Origin of the sequence: Cohnella sp. SGD-V74, from assembly GCF_003001675.1 — a bacterium.
GTDB lineage: Bacteria > Bacillota > Bacilli > Paenibacillales > Paenibacillaceae > Cohnella.
In genome coordinates this window covers 415905-437382 of the sequence record NZ_PVYW01000002.1, presented here as the reverse complement: position 1 = coordinate 437382, position 21478 = coordinate 415905, and the positions used below count along the sequence as shown (strand labels likewise).

The following is a 21478-nucleotide window of genomic DNA, read 5'->3' as shown; positions in this document are numbered from 1 at the left end:
CGATGCCCGTGGCGATGACGCTGCACATCACGAAGCCTTCGATGGCCTGAAGCGTCAGTCGAATCCGATGCCGATCTGACGCGTTGTGACCTGCTCCAGCGAATCCGCCTCGCCTTTGCGACGATAACGATTCAACTTGGGCATCGACGCGCTCCAGAAGCGATAGCCATACAGTTCGATGATCTCCGTCGCCGTAAGCGACAGATCGGTGCTGACGAGAATAGCAAGGCGACCTGCATGCCGAACGAGGACAAACCGCAATTCCTGGTACCACCCTTGCCCCCATAAGAAATCCACGCACAGGAAGGAGACAGTTTTTTCGTAGGCAACGGCATTCATTTTGGCTTTCGTGACGATGTGCACGGCTCCATCGCCTTCGGCCAACCGCTGCAGCGCGGGAATGGACAGGAAATATCGATCCAGCAGGAGCAGCGCTCTGCCGAAGGTGAGTGCGGCGACAAAAGCTTGCTCGATCATTTGTACAACATGGGAGCTCTGGCGCTCCTCGTCGTCGCCTGCCCACTTGAAGATGGCTTTCACGCCGTCCTGCAAGTTGATGAACAAGGGCAGGCAGCATCGTGTTCGTGAAATCTATGATTGATGGACAGGGTACATAGAGAGAGTCCGCCCCAACAAAGCGCCAAACCACATGAGCATAACAACTTATGTGGTTTTTTACGTTTAGCCACACCCCGCAAGTCACAACTTTAGTCTTTTGTCACGACTACAGGAGATTTTCCAACGAACTCTACCGACGCAATAATGCTTAACCGGACTTCGAGAAGAAAGATATGCATCCAGATCAGCTTTTGGATGCGGCGCATGAGCAGTACAGCACCCGATGTTTAATCCATAGGGTCTATGTGTGTAACTACTAAGGTTGTGTATATTAAGAAATCCCAGCATAGTGAAAATGCATTACGATAACCGGCGAAAGGTGGGGAGCGCTTTCATCAAGGTATAGACATGATTTTTAATTGCTTTTAATTATCTGGAAGAGGAGCAGTGATGATGAGAAAATTAAAACCAGCAGTAATCATGCTTTTGAGTTTGATTCTGGGTTTTTCCACATTACCTCTAGGTGCTTCAGTAGCAAATGCCGCAACAGCGTTTTCAGATATTTCATTTAACACGACAAGTCCTGCAATGTACTCCAAGCTGGAAGTTACGTTCAATTTAAGCTCAACCTATACGAATCCGTTTAATCCGGACGAAGTCAACGTTTACGCGACTTTTACGACGCCTTCCGGTGCTACGGAAGTCGTTCCGGCATTCTACAAATCCAATACGTCGCCGAACTGGGCTGTCCGCTATTCACCCCGTCAAGCGGGCGCCCATAGCGTCGTCCTGGCCGTCGTCGATGCGAGTGGAACGGGAACCTCTTCGACGTATACGTTCACGGCTGGAGGCCCGGGCAATAACCGCGGATTTATGAGCACACAAGGCACGCGGTTCGCAGACAGCTATGGGTCGCAAATCACGCTCATCGGAACGAACTTCGCATGGAACAATCCGAATGCGAATGCCGTCATCGACGAAATCCCGAACTTGAAGCCTGCGAAAATGAACTTGCTCCGCGTCTGGTATTCTTGCTGGTGGAGCAGCCTCGCTCCGGAATGGGGACCAATCGTGGCGAACGAAGCCGGCTTGACTATTCCTTACGAAGGCATCGGACGGTATCAGTTGGATAACCAAGCCCGGATGGATCTCATGCTGGAGACCGCCGAGGCGAACGACGTTTACATCATGCTGACGCTGCTCAGCTTCGGAGACTTCTATTATCAGTGGAATGTTAACGCTTACAACCAGGCGAACGGCGGGCCGACGACGTATTCCGAGAACAACGCCGGATTTTGGACGGACGCGACGGCGAAGGCATACTACAAAAAGCTTCTGCGCTACGTGTTTGCCCGCTATGGCTATAGCCGGGCGCTCGGTATGATCGAGTATTGGAATGAAGCGGACAATCGCGTCGACACGACGGCATCCATTCGCGGTGCATGGCATACCGAAATGGATAATTACTGGAAGTCGCTGGATTTTTACCATCATCCGACTACGACAAGCTTCGCCTGGAAAGACCACGCGGGCTCCGGGCAGCAATCTTGGCAAACCTTGACGACGCTCGATGCGACGAATGTCCACCGTTACGACAGCAGCGCCAATGTCATAGACGCTTGGGAGGAGAACATTGAGAACTTGCTGTCCATGGTACCAGGCAAGCCTGCCTTCATTGGGGAAGTAGGCCGTACTCACGAAGATCAGACGACTGATCCGACCATTGACGAATACATGCACAATGCTCTTTGGGCTCCGATTTTCCGCGCAGGAGCCGCCGGCGGCAGCTTGTGGTGGATTTTTGAAACCGGATTCGCGCTTCCGGCAAGTTTCAAAGCGATCCATACTCGCTTGGCCGACTTCGTTCAGCCGGTCGAAGACCATCTGATCGATATGCCGCACGTGGACTACGGGCTGCAATCCAACGGCACGAAGGCAGGCGGTTTCAAGAGCAATTCACGCGCCTACTTGTGGATTAATGATCCGCAAGGAAATCACACGGTGTCATCCCCGCCGACGGTTAGCGGAATGTCGTTGACCATTCCAATGCCGAACGGATACTACGATGTGACGTTCTACAATACCTATACGGGAGCATACGGTACGACTTCAAGCGTGCAGGCGACCGGCGGCAGCTTGACGGTGAGCGTTCCTTCGTTTACGAGGGATATCGCGGTCAAAATCGAATGCGAAGGATGCGACGCGCCGGACACGACTCCTCCTGCCGCTCCGACGAACCTGGCGTCTCCATCCAAGACGGATACGACAGTAACCTTGACCTGGTCTCCTTCCACCGACAACGTCCGCGTAACGGACTACGACGTGTACCGCGGCTCTACGCTGGTCGGCTCGACGGGCGGCGCTACCGCTTACACAGCGACGAATTTGACCGCTAATACGTCTTACACCTTTACCGTCAAAGCGAAGGACAATGCGGGCAATGTCTCTGCGGCGAGCTCAGCCCTGACTGTCACGACGAACCCGCCGGATACGACGCCTCCGACGGCGCCGGGCAGTTTGTCTTCACCCTCCAAGCTGGACGTCTCGGTGACCTTGTCGTGGACCGCTTCCACGGACAACGTGGGAGTGACCGCATACGATATCTACCGGGACGGAACGTTGTCCGGAACCGTCAGCGGCACCTCAACGACGTTCACGGATACCGGTCTAACGGCTGAAACGACTTACAGTTACTACGTCAAAGCGCGCGATGCAAGGAATAACGCATCCGCGGCGAGCAATACGATCAGCGTCACCACGCTGCCGCCGATTCCGGTCAACAAGTTGGCGAACCCTGGCTTCGATACGAGCAACAGCTCCAACAAGCCCGATTCGTGGATCTGTGAGAACGATTATTTCTGCTACCGCGACACCGCGGTCAAGAGATCCGGTACCGCGTCGATGAGAATGTCCGGAGACACCGGGCCTTGGCTCGCCTTCTATCAGGACGCGGCAGCGGCGGCCGGCACGACCTATACGTTCGACGGATACTACAATGCCGCCTCGAACAACGGGACGACGATCGACTTCAAGCTTCGCTTCCTTGACGCTTCGAATAACGTTCTTCAGGATGAGCTGCTCTACACGCACACGGGCACAACGACGGGCTTCGTCAACGTGAACGGCTCCCGGCTTGCCCCGGCGAATACGGCTAAAGCGAGAGTTTATATTTACATGAAAGATTTGCGCGGCGCTCTGTACTTCGACGACTTCTCGCTTACCGCAAGCGGCGGCGGTTCCGGAGACACGCTTGCTCCGTCAGCGCCAGCGGGCTTGACATCGCCTTCGAAAACGGCAACGACGGTCAATTTGTCTTGGACCGCGTCTACCGATAACGTGGGAGTGACGGGCTACGACGTCTATAATGGCGCAACGCTCGCCGGTTCGGTCGGCGGTTCGACGACAACGTTCCAGGCAACCGGCTTGACGCCGAATACCACTTACAGCTTTACGGTCAAGGCCAGAGATGCGGCAGGCAACGTCTCCGCCGCCAGCTCCGCGCTGAGCGTCACGACGAACGCCGCGACAGGCGGCGGAACGGGCAGCATTACGCGCGAATACTGGACCGGCATCGGCGGAACTTCGATCTCCTCCATTCCGTTGACGACGGCGCCAAGCGGCACGAACACGTTAACGAGTCTGGAAGCCCCGACGAACTGGGCGGACGATTACGGTACGAGAATCCGCGGCTATATTACGCCGGGAACGACCGGCTCGTACACGTTCTGGATCGCCGGAGACGACGACAGCGAGCTGTGGCTGAGCACGGACGCCAACCCGGCGAACAAAACGAAGATCGCTTCCGTGACAGGCTGGACCAATTCGAGGGAATGGAACAAGTACGGCTCGCAGCAGTCTGCCGCGAAATCGCTGACAGCCGGACAGTCCTACTATGTGGAAGTTCTGCACAAGGAAGGCGACGGCGGCGACAACTTGGCCGTCGGCTGGACCGGACCGGACATCGCGACGACGACGGTCGTCGACGGAAGCTTTCTGAGCCCGTATGCGCCGCCTGAGGACACCCAAGCGCCTTCAGCGCCGACCGGTTTGACGTCGCCATCGAAGTCCGACACGACGGTAAGCCTGTCCTGGACCGCATCGACGGACAACGTCGGAGTCACGGGTTACGATATATATCGCGGAGCGACGCTTGTCGGTTCGACGACCGGAGCAACGACGTTCACGGCAACCGGCCTGACGGCAAGCACAGCGTACAGCTTTACGGTCAAAGCCAAAGACGCGGCCGGCAACGTCTCCGCCGCCAGCGATGCTCTGAACGTGACGACGAACGCGCCTTCCTCCGGGGGCAACCTGCTCGTTAATCCGGGCTTCGAGGCGGATAGCGGCGGGAGGCCGGCCTCCTGGATTTATGAGCAGGACTATTACATTTCGCGCAACACGTCCGTCTATCGTTCAGGCTCCGCATCGCTGAGAGTTAACGGAGATTCCGGTCCGTGGATGGGGTGGTACCAGGATGTTGATGCGATCGCGGGTACAACCTACACGTTCGACGGTTACGTGAACATTCCTGTGAACAATGGAAGTACACTGAGGTTCAAGATTCAGTTCTTAAGCGCAAACGGAACGATTCTCGCAGACCATGTGGCTGCTGTCTTCACGGGCACAACGTCTGAATTCGTTAACGTTCATGCGTCGTACACAGCTCCTTCAGGTACAGCTAAAGTCCGCATCTATCCTTATTTTAACGATATGCGCGGAACATTCTATTTTGACGACTTCTCGCTCACCGGCAATTAATTCATGAAGGAACGACAATCGCCCCGCAACGGACCAAACGGCCAATTGCGGGGCGATTTTTACTCGTAGGAAGCATCCAGTTTTTCCTTCTTGCCATAAATCCACTTGGACAGCCCCACGCTCACCTCGTACAGGACGAAAAGCGGGATGATCACGAGCACGTCGGACATGATGTCCGGAGGCGTGATCATGACGGCGGTGACGGTCAGGATGAAGTAAGACAGCTTGCGTCCCTTGGCCAGCCGGGCCGGATTCAGGATGCCAATCCGGGTCAGGAACATGACCGTGACGGGCATTTCGAACAGCAGCCCGAAGGGCACGGTCATGCTCAGCATGAAGGAGAAGTACCGGTCCGCCGTATACATCGTGGCAAAATCCCCCGACATTCCCTCCAGAAACTGCAGCACCATCGGATAGATGACGAAGTACCCGAAGACGATCCCGCCCGCGAACAAGACGGGGAGCCAGGGGATATACGCCAGCGTAGCCCGCTGTTCCTGAGGCTTCAAGGCCGGCTTGACGAACAGCCAAGCCTGGCAGGCGGCGACCGGCAGGGTGACGGCAATGGCGACAACGCCCGCCAACTTCAGATAGACCCAGATGACGTCGGACGGAGCCAGAATCGCCAGCTTGAAATCCAGATCCCGGACCAGCCAGTGATAGATCTCCTTCACGTAGATGAAAGCGCCGCAGAGAGACACCAGAAACGCGATCAGCGTAAAAATGATTCTGCGGCGCATTTCGCCCAAGTGGCCGACAAAGCTGACTTCCGCGCTTTCGGCCTTCATGTCGAGCCTCCTTAGCCTTTGTTGGACTCGACCGCGGCCAGGCGCGGCTTTTGCTCCGATGCGTCGGAGGCTTCGCTCGCTGCGCCTTTGTCCTTGTCATCCTTGTCGCCGTCGATCATGCCGCGGGTAGCGCTCTTGAATTCGCTGAGCGTGCGGCCGAAGGCTCGTCCCAATTCAGGCAGCTTGGACGGTCCGAAAATGATAAGCGCGATGATCAGGATCAGAATCAGGCCGCCGATGCCGATGTTTCCGAATGGCATAATAAAGTCTCCTCGCTATTCAAGATTTAGCCAAGCTTGAATCCGCGGATGGCCACGACGGCTTCGCGCGGGATTTTGTCGCCCTTGCGGTGCGGCCACATGCTGGTCGGCTTGCTGACATCCGTCGTATTCTCGCCGGGATGCTGGATGGACAGGAACAGCGTGCGCTCGTCGGGCGAGAAGAAAGGTCCGGTCATTTCGCATTCGCGGGGGCCGGAGGCGAATTGCAGCGCTTCGCCCTTGCTCGGTCCGACCGTCGGGATGACGAACAGGCCGTTGTTTTTGAAGCTGGTGTACACGCCTTTGTTCAGGCTGCCGGAGGAAATGTCCGTCACGACCCACAGGCTGCCGTTGGAATCGAAAGCCAGATTGTCCGGCGAGCTGAAGCCCGATTGGCGGCCGCCTGCCGCGAAAATTTCAAAGTCGAACTCCGTCGAACCCAGATCGTCGTCCTTTTCGAAAATGCGTGTGATGTGTCCATGGATGTTGCCGTGGTTGTCGTTGTTCGTGTGGCAAATAAAGATTGTGTTGTCGAACGGAGAAACTTCCACATCCTCCGGGCGATCCGTAGGCGTGCCGCCGACCAGCAGCGCCGCTTCCGCGCAGTTGGTAACGATATCGCCTTGGGTTTGGTATTTTTTCAGCAACTCCTCCTGAGTTCCCTTAACGCCGCTTGGAGCTTTGAAGCCTTCTTTCTCCAGCGCTTTGCGCACCGCCTCGATCGTGACTTCCAGCCACTGACCGCTTTTCAAGTTGGCGACATACAGCGTGCCTTCGGAGAGCAGGTCGGAATTGCGGCGTCCGGCCGCCGGATCGTATTTCCCTTTGGTTACGAATTTGTATACGCATGCGTCTTTTACGTCGTCGCCCATATACACGACGACCCTGCCGTCTTTGGCGATGCCCATCGCCGTATTTTCATGGTGGAAACGTCCCAGAGCCGTATGCTTTCTCAGAAACTTGCCGTCGAACGGATCGATTTCCACGACCCAGCCGTAATGCGTCGCGTTCAGGCTGGCGGCCCCGGAAGTCGCTTCGAAGTTCTCTTCGCAGGACATGACCGTGTTCCACAGCGTGACGCCGCCGGAGCAGTTCGCGAACGTTCCGGTTACGGAGGAGACGCCGCCGAGCGCCTTGGCGCCGCGGGCAGGGCCGGTCAGCTCGAATTTGCTGAAGCCGTTGATGCGACGGGCGTATTTGGAAGACGTGTCCATTTTCCAGACCCCGTCTTCGCCCTGTTTGACTTCGATCACCGACATGCCTTGGTAGTAGAGTTCGTTGCGGATTTGCTCCGCCGTCATTTTGCCGTCCTTGATTTCCCCATGCAGAAAAATGTTCGTGTACTCGTGGTTGGTGACCAGCAGACCGTGAGAGTTGGAGCCGTTGATCGGGAGGTAGGCGTTGTAGTCCGCGCCTTGTCCGAATTTGTCGCCCGCGCTGTTGATCACGTCATCGAAGGCGGCTACGACGTCATACTGGTAGCCCTTCGGCAGGACAAGCTGGTCGGAATCGGACGCTTGAATCGATTCGAAAAATCCGCTTACCCGGTTCGTTTGGTAGCCGAAGAGATGATCGGCCGTCTTGGATGCGGCGGAGGCTTTGCCCTCCAGCGTGCCCAGTCCGGCGGATGCGGCTGCGAGCGCGGCAGCTCCCGTTCCCAGGTAGGACAAAAATTTGCGGCGGTCCATTTTCTGATTTTCGATCATGATTTTGGCACACTCCCATTTGGACAAATTGGGTCATCATCAACAGCATAGAGGTTCCGTATCAAGGGGGGATTAGATGGAAAACAGCGGATTGTAAAAAAAGTGTGAACATTGCGCAAGTCACAATCTTAGCCTTTCAGGTCACCGGATTGGTAGTTGAGGACGTCGCCCCGGCCGTACAATTAGGCTCATAAACCGCGCCGACGGGTGCGGAACGACTCACCCAAAAAGGTTGACCATGAGAAGGGAGACTTAAAATGTTCAAACACAAAAAGACGATGCTCACGCTCTGCGTCATGCTGGCCGCGTTATCGCTGACGGCGTGCGGAGGCAACAAAGACAATGGCGGTGCAAGCGGCTCGCCCTCTGCATCCAGCCCATCTCCGTCCGCTTCGGCGGAATCGCCAAGCGCTTCGGCTTCCGCCGCCGAATCGGGTCCGGAGAAGCCGGCCGAGCTGACGATCTGGCCGGACGACAACGCGGACAAACTCGCTGTCATCGAAGCGGCCGCGCAGAAGTACACGGAGCAGACCGGCATCAAGATCAACATCAAGCCGGTGGCGATGAACGATCAGCCGGACGTGCTGGCGCTCGACGGCCCGGCGGGCAAAGGACCGGATCTGTTCTACCAGCCGGGCATCGGGAGCCTGGTCGTGAAAGGGCTCGTGCAAGAGGTTAAACCGTCGGACTCGATCAAGGATACTTACACGCCGGAAGCGCTGCAGGCGCTCAGCCAGGACGGCGTGCTGTACGGACTTCCGCTCGTCACCGAGACGTACGCGATGTTCTACAACAAGAAGCTCGTTCCGCAGCCTCCGGCGACGATCGCAGAGCTGGAAGCGCTCATGAAGGAGAAGACTGACGCGAAGAAGCAGGAGTACGGCTTCCTGTTCGAAGCGGCCAACTTCTACTTCGCCTGGGGCTTCCTCGGGGGCAGCGGCGGCTACATTTTCAAGGACAACAACGGCGTCTTCGACATCAACGACATCGGCCTGAACAAGGAAGGCACGGTGAAGGGCGGCAAGCTGATCCAAAGCTGGTTCAACAACGGCTATCTGCCTAAGGGCATCAACGGCGACATCGTCGGCGGCCTGTTCACGCAAGGCAAAGTCGCGGCGGTCATTAACGGGCCGTGGGCGATCACCGACTTCAAGAAGGCGCTGGGCGACGACCTGGCGGTAGCTCCGCTTCCGGCGCTGGAAGACGGCTCGCACCCGACCTCGTTCATCGGGGTAAAGGGCTGGATGCTCTCCAAGTTCTCCAAGCATCCGGAGTGGGCGACAGACTTCGCGGCATTCCTGACGAACGAAGAGAACGCGCTGGAATATTTCCAACAGACGGGGGAAGTGCCTCCGGTCAAGAGCGTGCTGAACAACCCGGTGCTGACCGAAGATCCGCTCGTATCCGGGTTCTCCGGACAGATCCAATACGGCCAGCCGTTCCCGACCGTTCCCGAGCTCGACCACGTATGGGACCCGATGGCGAACGCGCTGAAGTTCATTACGGACGGCAAGGACGTGCAAGCGTCGCTCGACGATGCGGTGCAACTGATCAACGACAAGATGAAAATGGCCGGCGCGAAATAAGAACTAAACAGCCGCAGGCAACCGGAAAGGGGCTCTCGGAGGGCCCCTTTTGCCATCGCGATGCCCGTTCGGCGGGGCGCAGAGACGATGGCGGCCGGTTTGCGGACTATGGAAGGTGAAGCAAACATGGACATCAAGAACGCGATCGGCGAACAGCGCCACTCGTACAGCGGGCACAATCCCGCATGGGCTGCGCTGCTGTCCGTCGTTCCCGGATTGGGACAGCTGTACAACCGGCGTTGGATCAAGGGCGTGCTGCTGCTTGTCTTCGGCTTGAGCCTGATCTATACGCTGTCGGTTCCGCTCTTTAACGGCATCGTCGGATTGATCGGCCTCGGCGACGACCCGGAGCTGGACGATTCGCGCACGCTGCTCGTACAGGGCATTCTCTCCGTCATCCTGACGGTCATTTTGCTGGGGCTGTACGCGCTGAACCTGAACGACGCTTACCGGGACGCGAAGAAGCGGCAGGCGGGCGTTCGCACGCCCTCCGTCCGGCAAGCTTTTCACGACAGCTGGGAGCACGGCTTCCCGTATTTCGTCGTCATTCCGAACTTCATCATGATGGCGCTGATCGTCATTTTTCCGCTGCTGTTCATGATCTCGCTCGCGTTTACGAACTACAACCTGTACAATTCGCCGCCTGCGCACCTGCTCGACTGGGTCGGTTTCGCCAACTTCAAGGCGCTGTTCACCGAGGCGGTATGGAGCAAGAGCCTGCTGTCCGTGCTCGCCTGGACCGTCGTCTGGACGCTGGTCGCCACGACGCTGCAGATTACGCTGGCCTTTTTCCTCGCGGTGATGATCAACGACAGCCGGGTGAGGTTCAAGAAGCTGATCCGAACCGTGTTCATCCTGCCCTGGGCGGTCCCTTCGTTCATGACGGTGCTCGTGTTCGCGGCGATGTTCAACGACAATTTCGGGGCGATCAACCGGGACATTTTCTCCCATTTCGGCGTTATGATTCCGTGGCTGTCCGACCCGCTGTGGGCGAGGATCGCGATTATCGGCATTCAGGTGTGGCTCGGCTTTCCGTATGTGTTCACGCTCATTACCGGGGTGCTGCAGAGCATCTCGAAGGACTGGTACGAGGCCGCGGACGTGGACGGAGGCAGCCGCTGGAAGAAATTCCGCTACATTACGATGCCGCACGTGCTGTACGCCACCGCTCCGCTGCTGATCATGCAGTACTCGCAGAACTTCAACAATTTTAACCTGATCTACTTGTTCAACAAGGGCGGTCCGCCGGTATCGGGCCAGAACTCGGGAGCTACGGACATTCTCATTTCCTGGGTGTACAGCCTGACGTTTAACGAGAACAACTACAAGATGGCGGCGGCCATCTCGATCATCATGGGCATCGTCGTCGCGGCGTTCGCCTTCTATCAATTCCGCAGAACCCGGTCTTTCCGAGAGGAGGACATGTATTAAAATGAAAGCTTCCATGAGATCCGCTCTCGAAGTGTCGGGCATTTACGTTATTGTCCTGATCATGTTCGCCGTCATTTTGTATCCGCTCGTCTGGGCGTTCAGCATGTCCCTGAATCCGGGCACGAGCCTGTTCGCGCTGAAGCTCATTCCCGACAACTGGTCGCTGGAGCACTACCGCTGGCTGTTCACGAACCCGAGAAGCGACTATGCGCTCTGGTACAAAAACACGCTGATCGTTGCGTTCGCCAACGGCATCGCCTCCGTCTGCCTTGTCACTATTCTGGCGTATGCGTTCTCCAGGTTCCGGTTCGTCGGGCGGAAAAACAGCATCTACACGTTCCTGCTGCTGCAGATGTTTCCGGTGCTGATGGGCATGGTGGCGATCTATTTGCTGCTGAACACGGTCAATCTGCTGGACACGTTTACCGGACTGATCCTGATCTATGTGTTCGGGGGCTTGCCGATGAACGTTTTCCTCGTAAAAGGGTATCTGGACACGATCCCGCGCGATCTGGACGAGTCGGCCAAGATGGACGGAGCGGGGTATATGACGATTTTCTTCCGGATCCTGATTCCGCTGGCGAAGCCGATCGTCGCGGTCGTGGCGCTGTTCACGTTCATGGCGCCGTTCTTCGACTTCCTGACGCCGCGCATCATTATCCGCAGCCCGGAGAAGTTCACCTTGGCGCTGGGCTTGTACAACTTCATCAACGACAAGTTCGCGAACAACTTTACGATTTTTGCCGCGGGCACGATTCTGATCGCGCTGCCGATCGCGACGGTGTTCCTGCTGCTTCAGCGGTATTTGATTTCCGGCCTCGCCGACGGCGCGACGAAGGGCTGATCGGTCGGTATCCGGAACGATATCGGTTGAACCCAAGATACGTCGAAGAACGAACCCAATGAAATGGAGAAAGGGAATGGTTTTGCCCGCGCCTTTTGGCTTTGAGTTGCTAATCTATGAAGGTCTTATCGATCCAAGCAACTCAAAACAACCTGTCTGAAGCCGGCAAAGCCATCCCTTTCGGAATGCAATGGGCTTCGCTTGCGTGGGTTCAACCGATATAGGCTCAATAGATACGATACAAGGAGGATGGAAGCATGAAAGGGCTGCAAAGGTTGATGATCGCGGTTCTGGCGCTGCTTCTGGCGATCCCGCCGCTTTCCGCCCGCGCGGAAGGCGGTTCCGGGGGCGCGTCGGAGGCCGCGGAGTACGTCAGAATCAAAAATACGTGGCAAGGCTATTACCTGTACGAGGCGTCGGACGGAAAAGTCAAATACGGCTTCACGCAGGTGAACGATCCGGCCTCTCAATGGAAGATCGAGGACAAGGACGGCTACAAGCGGCTGCGTAACCGGGCGACCGGGCATTACCTGCATTCGCAGAGCGTCACCGAGCCGAACATCACGAACGCGCTGGAAAGCTCGGACATTCCGGCGGGCTGGACGTCGGACACGTGGGAAATTGCCGCCGCTCCGGACAATCCGGGCGGCTACAATATCGTGAGCTCGCGCAACTCGGCCTGGATCGTCAATTTTCAAATCCAGGACGGCTTCGTGCAGGCGAACAACTGGGCGCAAAAATCGTGGGGCAGCGCCGTCTGGTCGTTCGAACCCGCGGAGGCAACGGCGCCGGTCAGAATCGCGAATCCGTGGGACGGCTCGTATTTGTACGAGCAGGACGGCGAGGTCAAATACGGTCGCCCGTCCCTTAACGACACCACTTCTCACTGGTTCCTCGAGGACAAAGACGGCTACAAACGGCTGCGCAATCGGGCGACCGGACACTACTTGCATTCGCAGGATGTGACGGCGGAGACGATTACGCATCCGATCGGCATCTCCGACATCGGAAGCGGCTGGACGTCCGATCTGTGGACGCTGGAGGATGCCGGCAACGGATCGGTCAACATCGTCAGCTCGCGGGATGCGGGCTGGATCGTCAACATCCAAGGAACGGGCGGCGGGCCGGACGGCATCGTTCGCGTGAACAATTGGGCGCAGAAGTCGTGGGGCAGCGCCGTCTGGAAGCTGGAGGCGGCGTCCGATTCAGCCCCGAAGCGCCTCCGCAGCCAATGGACGGGCGCTTATCTGTACGAGGATAACGGACAGGTCAAATACGGCGAGCCGAATTATGACGATGCAAGCTCTCAGTGGATCGTCGAAGACGGCGTTGACGGTAAGCGCTTACGGAATGTCGGCTCCGGCGGATATGCGACGACGATCGATCATGCAGGCGCAACGCCGCTGGCGGTTAACGCCGGGGCCGGCCCGGATTCGGTCTGGCTCATGGAGCAGGCGAGAAACGACGGAGGCGGCGAGGTTGACGGCTTCGTCACGCTGCGCAGTCTGGCGAATGCGGGCAGCTTCATCAACGTGCAAAACCAGGACGGCTACGCACAGGGCAACAACTGGGCGCAAGCGACCTGGGGCAGCGCGCAGTGGAAGCTGGAGGACCCGGCTCCGCCGACGGGGCCGGTTAATCCGTATATCCGGATCAAGAACAACTGGCTGCAGCTTTATTTGTACGAGGACAACGGGACCGTGAAATACGGCAACGCTGACGCCGCGGATCAGCGGGCGCATTGGCAGATCGAGGAAGCGGGCGGCGTGCAGCGGATCAAAAACCGGGCGACCGGCCATTACGTCAGCTTGGAAGGCGTGAGCGGCGCGCGGGATGCGCTCAAAGCGGTTGAGCCGGCGCCGGGCTCGACGGCCGGGGACTGGACGATCGAGACGTACCAGGGCTACAAGTTGATCAGCCGTGCGGGAGAGGCTTCCGGCAGCTACGTCAACGTCGAGAACAAGCTCAAGCATGCGCAGTACGGCGTCGTGCCCAAAGATTGGGGCAGCCCGAAATGGGAGTTCCATCCGGTGACGGAGACGGCTTCGGAGTATGTCCGGCTGAAAAACAGCTACCGCGGAACGTACTTGTACGAGGACAGCGATGGCAAGGTCGCATACGGACAGCCGGACGCTTCCGATGCAAGCTCACATTGGTCGTTTCAGCAAGGCTCGGAGGGTGTTCGCATCGTCAATCGCGCGACGGGGCGCTTCATTTCCAACGAACGGATCGCCCGAAGCGTTCCGGAATGGCATCTGACTCCGCTGGAGAGCTTGGAGCTTGATCCGACGTGGGGCAGCGTGCAGTGGGCCGTCTACGAGGTCGGCGACCCCGGCTCTTCCGTCAAAACGTTCAGCAACCAGTGGAGCGGGACGGCGGTCATTCACGTCGAGGACGGCACGGGGTATGCGCAGGCGAGCGACATTCCGCAGGATTGGGGCAGCGCGCAATGGATCGTCGAGCCGGCGCCTGCTGCGCCTGTTGAGCTTCCTGACGGTTATATTCGGATCAAAAACAGGGCTTCCGGCCAGTATTTGTTCGAGAATGGCAATCGGGCTGTACTGTATGGAACTCCGGCGGAAAATAACGCCGCATCGCATTGGAAGCTGATCGAGGCGGACGGAGCGGTGCGGATCGAAAATCGGGCGACCGGCAACGCGATTTCCATCGCGGGCGGACGGAGCTATCTGGAGACGGAGAGCGTGCCGCCGGGCGGGAAAGCTCGCTGGGCGATCGAGAGGGGGCCGGAATCCGGAGTTTATCTCCTTCGCAGCGAAGCCAGCGGATACGAAGACGGCTACATGCATACGGAAGATGCTCAGGGCTACGCGCAATTCGAGTTAAGGTCGGTGGAGAGCCGAGGCGTTCAGTGGCTGTTCGAGGAAGCTCCGGCCGAAGCGATTAACGTTCCTTGGGACAACGGCCCCGCGAACGGGGTAACGCCGGAGCTCGCGGAGACGAACGAAGTCAGGATCGTAGACGCGGTTTCCGGCAAGGTACTGGTTGCGCGGGGAGGAGCCGTCGCGCTGGAGACGCCTTCCGAGACGAACGAAGCGGCCTCCCGCTGGCTGCCGTACGACTATAACGGACACAAGCGACTCGTCAATCCAGCGAGCGGCCGGATGCTCGCCATCGGCGGCGACGGGAAGGCCGCGGCCGTCTTCGACGGAGCCGGGCTGGCATCCCAATGGAAGATCGACGACTATGCGGGGTATCGGGTGCTTCGCAACGCTGCGGCTGCTTCTGGCGAATACCTGGTGCGCTCCCCAGTTGGAGAAGCGGTGTCGCAGGCAGCGAATCCGTCCGCAGTCGAGGCGCATTGGCGGCTGGAGTTGGTGGCGGGAGACGCGCGGTATGAAGCGGAGCAGGCGTTCATGACCGGCGGCGTTGTGTCAGGAGGCAGCTATGCAACGGGATTCGGCAGCGAAAATGCAGCATTGCTGTTTTCGGTGTATGCGGGTGAAGCCGGAGATTACGAGACCGTTGTTCGCTATCGCAACAGCTCCGGAAGCGGGAAGACGCTTGGATTATCCGTTAACGGACTGGAGCAAAACGGCGGGTTGGCCCTCCCGGCTTTGGGTGGAAGTTGGTCCGAGACTGTCGTCACACTGTCTCTTCGTGCCGGTATGAATACGGTGACTTTGCAATCCGATGAAGCGGCCCCGGCGTCTTCGGGCGTGGACATCGATGCGATTGCGGTGCGGGGAACGAGCAAACCGGATTATCGCGGCGCTACGCTGCCCTTCACGACGTACGAGGCGGAGCATGGCCGAACGAACGGCGCTTTGCTGGAGCCGGACCGCACGTACAAGACGTTCGCCTCGGAAGCATCCGGAAGGCAGGCTGTTCGTCTGGATGCGGAGGGTCAGTACGTGGAGTTTACGGCAGTTAAAGATGCCAACTCTCTCGTTGTTCGTTACATCATCCCCGACGCTCAGGAGGGGGGCGGAATCGAGGAGACGCTGACGCTGTACGTGAACGGCGTCAAGCGCGGCAAGCTCGCGCTGTCGAGCGAGCATAGCTGGGTGTACGGCGCGTATCCGTGGACGAACGACCCGGCGGACGGAGACGCTCACCGGTTTTACGACGAATCACGGATGCTGACCGACCCGATTCCCGAGGGAGCGACAGTTCGTTTGCAGAAGGATGCAGATGATCAGGCGGAGTATGTGATCGTCGACCTGGTGGAGCTGGAGCAAGCGCCTGAGGCGTATGCGAAGCCGGACGGATACTTGAGCGTAATGGATTTCGGCGCGGTCGCGGACGATGCGGGCGACGACTGGAATGCTTTCCGTGACGCGATTGCCGCGGCGAAGGCGCAGGACAAGGGTTTGTGGATTCCCGCAGGGACGTTCCAACTGCGACAAGGCCCGCTGTACGTCGACAATGTCACGATCCGCGGCGCGGGCATGTGGCATACGACGCTGCAGGGCGCAGGCTTTATGGCCGAAGGCAGCAACATTCGCGTGTACGACTTGCTGCTGGACGTGGACGTGACGTCCCGGCGCGACGAGGAGCGGGAAGCCGGATTCGACGGCACGTTCGGCGCCGGCTCGGTCATTCAGAACGTATGGATCGAGCATGCCAAAGCCGGCATCTGGTCGATGCGCAGCGACGAAGGCGTGGCGACCGACGGCTTGTATATCGGCGGCGTACGTATTCGCAATACGTATGCGGACGGCATCAACCTGACGTCCGGAACCCGCAGCACGATGATCGAGCAGACGCACATTCGCAACTCGGGAGACGACAGCATCGCGCTGTGGTCGCAGAGACCGGACGACGCGCCTCCCGAAGCGCCGGACGACGATTACCGCACGAGCAACAACACGATTCGCTTCAACACGATTCAACTTCCTTGGCTTGCCGATAATGTCGCCATTTTCGGCGGACGGGATAACAAGGTGCAGGACAACGTGATCTCCGATACGGTCGGGTTCGGCGCGGGAATCGCCATCTCCACCCGGTTTAATCCGGTCGCGTTCGACGGAACGACGATCGTAGAGCGGAATACGCTCATTCGTACCGGAGGGCGCGAACCCAACTGGGGTCAGGACTTCGGCGCGATCTGGATTTTCACCGGCGACAAGCCGATCGACGCGGACATCCTCATCCGGGACAATGTCGCGGCAGACAGCACTTACCAGGGGCTGTACATCAACGGCCCGCATCCGATCGCCGATTCGCCGCGCCGTGTCCGCATTCAGAACTACGTGATCGACGGAGCCGGCACTTGGGGCATACATGTCAACAGCAGCGTTACCGGCTCCGTGGAGCTGGACAACGTCCTCATTCGCAATCCGAAGCTAGGTTCCGTCTTTAACGCGATGGGAGCGGAATTCGAGCTGAGGACGTTAACGAAGCAACCGGGAGGCAACGGTTCCGGCGGCTCTGGCGGCAGCGGCTCCGCCTCCGGTGCAGGCGGCACTGCGGATCAAACCGCAGCCAATCAAGATGCGCCGTTGAAACAGGCGGTGGCCGAGGGCAGACAGGAGATCGTGATCGATCTTGCCGGCGAGTCGGGAGGAGAAGCAGAATTCACCTCCGAAGCGCTGCGAGCGGCCGCGGCATCGCTGCCGAACGCCGTCATCGTCTTGAAGTTCGGAGACTTAAGCTACTCGCTGCCGACGGACATTCTCGACGTGCTGGGGGCAGCCGGATATCCGTTGGCCAAAGAGGCGGATGCCAAGCTGAAGATCAAGCTCTCGTATACCTCCGATCAGGAGGAGGCCGATTTGAAGATCAAGGCGGAGACAAGCGGCTTCCGCATCGCGGGAATGCTGGTTATCTTCGATATGACGCTCGAAGCGGGCGGACAATCGATCCCGATTCATCGGTTCGGTCAACGTTTCTTGACGAGAACGTTCACAGTAGAAGGCGCGTCCGACATCGATCATTATTCCGTCGTCGTCTTCGATCCGGTTAATGGAGTGTTCCGCACCGTTCCGGCCATGTTCTCCGCGGCTGACGGTCGCACGCTTGCGACGGTGAAGAGCGCGACGAACAGCATCTATGCGGTAGCCATAACGGACGAGACGTTCGAGGATATTGCCCGGCATTGGGCCCGTACGGACATTGAGCGGATGGCGAACAAGCGGCTCGTCAACGGTACGGCCGCCAATAAGTTCGCGCCGAACCGCAATGTCAGCCGGGCGGAGATGGCGACCCTGATCGTCCGGGCGCTTGGCCTGCAGCCCGATTCCGGCGCCGGCAATCGCTTCGCGGATGTCGCTCCGTCTGCATGGTACGCGTCTTACGTGAATGCGGCGGCGAGCTACGGCATCGTTAACGGCCATACTAACGGAAGCTTCGCGCCGGACAAGGAAGTGACTCGCGCGGAGATGGCGGTCATGCTTGCCCAGGCGATGAGGCTGGCCAAGACGGCAGCGCCGGGCGTATCGTCATCCGATTCGGGGAGCGTCAAGAGCTTCGACGGGGATCGCGAGCCGATCCCGAACTGGGCGCGCTCTGCCGCAGACGAGCTTGTTCGCGAAGGAATCATGCAAGGGAGATCTTCGAATACATTCGCTCCCGGAGACTCAGCTACCCGAGCGGAAGCGATAGTCGCTCTGAGACGGTTGCTGCAGGCCGTCGATTTCATGAATTAATACCGCCTCTGCCTCACCCCAACATCGTGCAAGAGAGAAGGCATGTATCTCCCGGAGACCGCATAGCGGCGTAGGGAGGTACATGCCTTCAACTGCATCGTACTCGGTTTCTCTATCGCGAAGCGGCTAACCGCTTCACGGATTATACAGCTCGAATTCGTAGATGATCGGAGCGAAGCTTGTGCCGGACGTAAAATAGATTCGAGCCTTACTGGCCGTTACCGCCGAGAAGTTGACCGTCAGAGGAACGTAAGAGGCGCCGATCGTCGTTCCGTTGTAGGCGGTCGCCCACGTCGAGCCGTTCCAGTATTCGATGCGGAACCCGGTCGTCCGATTGTCGTATTCGGTGAGAACCGCCCGGCTGAACGCAATCTCCTCGCCGAAGTCGACCTCTAGCGTCTCGCCGCTCCAGCAGCCGCTGCAAGCTTGCCAGTTCGTGCCGAGGGAACCGTCGAATGCCTTGTCCGCCGTCTGGCTTCCATCCCATGAAGAAGAACTGGAGTATGTCTTGCCTAGCGCCAGATTAGAGGTGTCGTAATAGATTTCGAACTCGTAAATGATCGGCGCATGAGCCGTTCCGGAAGTGAAATAAATGCGCGCCTTGCTGCCGGTCACCGCGGGGAAAGAGATCGTCTTGGGAACATGGGAAGCACCGATCGACGTTCCCGTATAGGCGGTCGACCAAACGGAGCCGTTCCAGTATTCAATTCTGTACCCGGTCGTGCGGTTGTCGTATTCGGTCAGCACCACTTTGTTGAACGTCGTCGCTGCGCCGAAGTCGACTTCCAGCGTCTCTCCGCTCCAGCACCAGGCGCAGGCTTGCCAGTTCGTCGAATAAGAGCCGTCGAACGCTTTGTCCGCGGTCTGGCTGCCATCCCAGGAGGAGGAGCTCGAGTACGATTTGCCCAAGGCCAGATTAGGCAGGGAAGCTACCGGATTCGCCGTTTTCTCGACGAGAAGCACCCAGTCGTTCGTGTCCGGCTTCGCCGGAATCGCCCATTGCCCGGAGATGGCCTGTACGGTGCTGCCTATTGCCGTGTAGGCCCCCGTGCGGGGATTATACCACTTGGCTTCGTAATAATAGTCGTTGTCCATCTGTCTCAGAGCACCCGTCGCCGTGCTGCCGTTGAAGAAGAAGACAACATAAGTGTCATTGCCGTCCGAGGAAAGCAGGGAGCGGGACGTATCGCTGAACGAGCCCCAAGCCGAATCATCGAAGCGGGGAATCAGCTTCCACCACTCCAGGGAAGTGTAGAAGTCTTTGAAGTAGGTTAGTTGATCGCCGGTGACGAAGTTGGCCCCATCGTACCACCACGTATAACGCGCGGGCAGCTCGTATCCGGTGCCGAAGTCGTCGGGGTCTCCCGGCTTGGAATAGACGTCGTTCCAGGTGCCCGACGCTCCGTAGCCATAGCCGTATATGCCGTACTGGAACGATTTGTAGGCGGCTCCCAGCGCTCCGCGATGATCGGTCCAGAAACCGTCGTAAGCGGGCTCGTAGAGGACGGACGGTTTGGTTGGCGAATAGTTCCAGAAGTCTTTGGCCGTACCCATACCGGTCATATCGCCTTGCCATTGAACCGCCCATCCGTCATGATACGGCTGGCTGGCCCAGGTGGAATTCGAGGCTACCGCCGTGCTCGTATTTTCCATATGGGGCATAATGGGCTGCTCGTAAGCGTCGTTGTCGGAGAGGCTCTGGCCGACTGCGAACCATTTGCCGAGCGTCGTCCCGTCGTAAGCGCCGTACATATTGCGGTCGATCTCTTGGGCGATCGTCCAGATCACCGGATAAGAGCCGTACCGGGCCACCCAATATTGGGCGATTCGCTCCATGTAAGCTTCCGTGTACACGCCCGGATAGCTGGCCGGATCGAGCGCCCAAGTTACTTGAGCGTTAGCGTGAACGAGCCCCTGGTCGGCGATGTACTTGAATTTGCGATCCAGATTGGCGAAGCCGGGCAGGTCCGCGGCAGAGAAGCCGTCGCTCAGATTGGCCACGTCTTCCTCGTCCGGATCGGAGTGTGCGCCGCCGCCGTGCGGCTGCCAGATCGGTTCCGACTGATAGACTGTGAAGCCTTGCGCGACACGCTTGTCCACAATGTATTTGAATTGCGAAGCGACGCCCGGGGCGTTGGAGGTGTTGAACCTCTCGTGCGGCAAGATCCAGTGCGTATCGCCGAGATAGAAGAAAGGAGTGCCGTCGTTGTAAGTCAAATAGCGGCCGTTCGGACTTGGCTTGAGGAATCCTTTCTGATAGATCGCCAAGCTTCCGGAATAGGCATCGGCCTGGATCGTCTTCGTGATGTTGTGAAGTCCGGCGTTCGTCGGGTCCGAGGCGGAAGTGGTCATGCTCCAGTTGCCGGTAACGGTGGGCGCGAAGCGAATTTTCCAGACGGAGCCGCCGTCCCAGAAGGCCGGGCGCGTAATGGTGGCGCCGCCGGGACCGGAGAACGTTGCGGTAACGTCGACGTCCAGGAAGGGGTCGGAGTAAGCGACGGTGCTGGTGAGCGGGATTTCGACCGTCTGCCAGCGCTGCACCGTGTAGTCGGCGGCATAGGCCGTTCCGGGCAAGGTCAACGCGGCCAAAGCGACGGAGAGAGCCAACAGAAGGGAGAACGCCTTGCGAGAGATATTGAATCCAGCAGCCAAAGTCAAATCAAACACGTCCTTTCGTGAATGGGATGGGGCCGCACGGGCGCGCGGGCGCACGGAATGCCGGGAGTCCGTTCGGCAAGTTTATCGAGGTGCTGCTCCGACCTCCTCTCTCTATCAGTTTAAGAAAGCGCTTGCACATAAAGAAATGGCTGTGTTTGACTTTTCATTTGCTTCACTATGCTTCATTCGTCGAATCAGGTCAACTGGAATCGAACCTCCTATTCAAAACGATTGATCATAGTATAATTAAAGAATATTCGAACTATTGCGAAGGGAACGGG

The 21478-nt window shown here is 58.3% G+C and carries 11 protein-coding genes; 5 read left to right on the top strand and 6 right to left on the bottom strand.

Annotated elements, in window-relative coordinates:
• Positions 1 to 54 precede the first annotated feature (54 nt).
• Both B0G52_RS04440 and B0G52_RS36090 read right to left on the bottom strand, forming a co-directional pair.
• Positions 55 to 564 carry a hypothetical protein gene (locus B0G52_RS04440; RefSeq protein WP_233162362.1) on the bottom strand — a complete coding sequence of 170 codons (510 nt, stop codon included), beginning with the start codon at positions 562 to 564 and terminating at the stop codon, positions 55 to 57.
• Positions 565 to 983: 419 nt separating this feature from the next.
• The gene (locus B0G52_RS36090; RefSeq protein WP_233162360.1) at positions 984 to 1133 is read right to left on the bottom strand and encodes a hypothetical protein; all 150 of its coding nucleotides are present in this window, start codon (positions 1131 to 1133) and stop codon (positions 984 to 986) included.
• Positions 1134 to 1146: 13 nt separating this feature from the next.
• Between B0G52_RS36090 and B0G52_RS36085 the strand changes: the two genes are divergently transcribed.
• Positions 1147 to 5316 (top strand): fibronectin type III domain-containing protein, encoded by a 4170-nt coding sequence (locus B0G52_RS36085; protein ID WP_233162358.1) that lies wholly within the window; start codon positions 1147 to 1149, stop codon positions 5314 to 5316.
• Between the two features lie 59 nt (positions 5317 to 5375).
• On the opposite strand, the gene tatC is transcribed toward B0G52_RS36085, so the two are convergent.
• From tatC to B0G52_RS04410, 3 genes are read right to left on the bottom strand one after another with little or no spacing between them, the layout of a single operon-like run.
• Positions 5376 to 6104, bottom strand: coding sequence for a twin-arginine translocase subunit TatC (tatC, locus tag B0G52_RS04420; RefSeq protein ID WP_094042299.1), 729 nt, complete (start codon positions 6102 to 6104; stop codon positions 5376 to 5378).
• Positions 6105 to 6115: 11 nt separating this feature from the next.
• A complete protein-coding gene (tatA, locus tag B0G52_RS04415) occupies positions 6116 to 6364 on the bottom strand; it encodes a twin-arginine translocase TatA/TatE family subunit (protein WP_094042298.1) in 249 nt (82 codons plus the stop codon).
• 26 nt (positions 6365 to 6390) lie between these two features.
• Positions 6391 to 8070, bottom strand: coding sequence for a PhoX family protein (locus B0G52_RS04410; protein WP_233162357.1), 1680 nt, complete (start codon positions 8068 to 8070; stop codon positions 6391 to 6393).
• Positions 8071 to 8327: 257 nt separating this feature from the next.
• Between B0G52_RS04410 and B0G52_RS04405 the strand changes: the two genes are divergently transcribed.
• The 4 genes from B0G52_RS04405 to B0G52_RS04390 all read left to right on the top strand — a co-directional run bounded on the left by B0G52_RS04405 (position 8328) and on the right by B0G52_RS04390 (position 18539).
• Positions 8328 to 9656, top strand: a complete 1329-nt coding sequence (locus B0G52_RS04405) for an extracellular solute-binding protein (protein ID WP_094042297.1) — start codon at positions 8328 to 8330, stop codon at positions 9654 to 9656.
• 126 nt (positions 9657 to 9782) lie between these two features.
• The gene (locus tag B0G52_RS04400) at positions 9783 to 11087 is read left to right on the top strand and encodes a sugar ABC transporter permease (protein WP_094042296.1); all 1305 of its coding nucleotides are present in this window, start codon (positions 9783 to 9785) and stop codon (positions 11085 to 11087) included.
• A gap of 1 nt (position 11088) precedes the next feature.
• The gene (locus B0G52_RS04395; RefSeq protein WP_094042295.1) at positions 11089 to 11931 is read left to right on the top strand and encodes a sugar ABC transporter permease; all 843 of its coding nucleotides are present in this window, start codon (positions 11089 to 11091) and stop codon (positions 11929 to 11931) included.
• Positions 11932 to 12188: 257 nt separating this feature from the next.
• Positions 12189 to 18539 (top strand): RICIN domain-containing protein, encoded by a 6351-nt coding sequence (locus tag B0G52_RS04390; protein WP_094042294.1) that lies wholly within the window; start codon positions 12189 to 12191, stop codon positions 18537 to 18539.
• 135 nt (positions 18540 to 18674) lie between these two features.
• On the opposite strand, the gene B0G52_RS04385 is transcribed toward B0G52_RS04390, so the two are convergent.
• A complete protein-coding gene (locus B0G52_RS04385; protein ID WP_158223581.1) occupies positions 18675 to 21197 on the bottom strand; it encodes an apiosidase-like domain-containing protein in 2523 nt (840 codons plus the stop codon).
• Between the last annotated feature and the right edge of the window lie 281 nt (positions 21198 to 21478).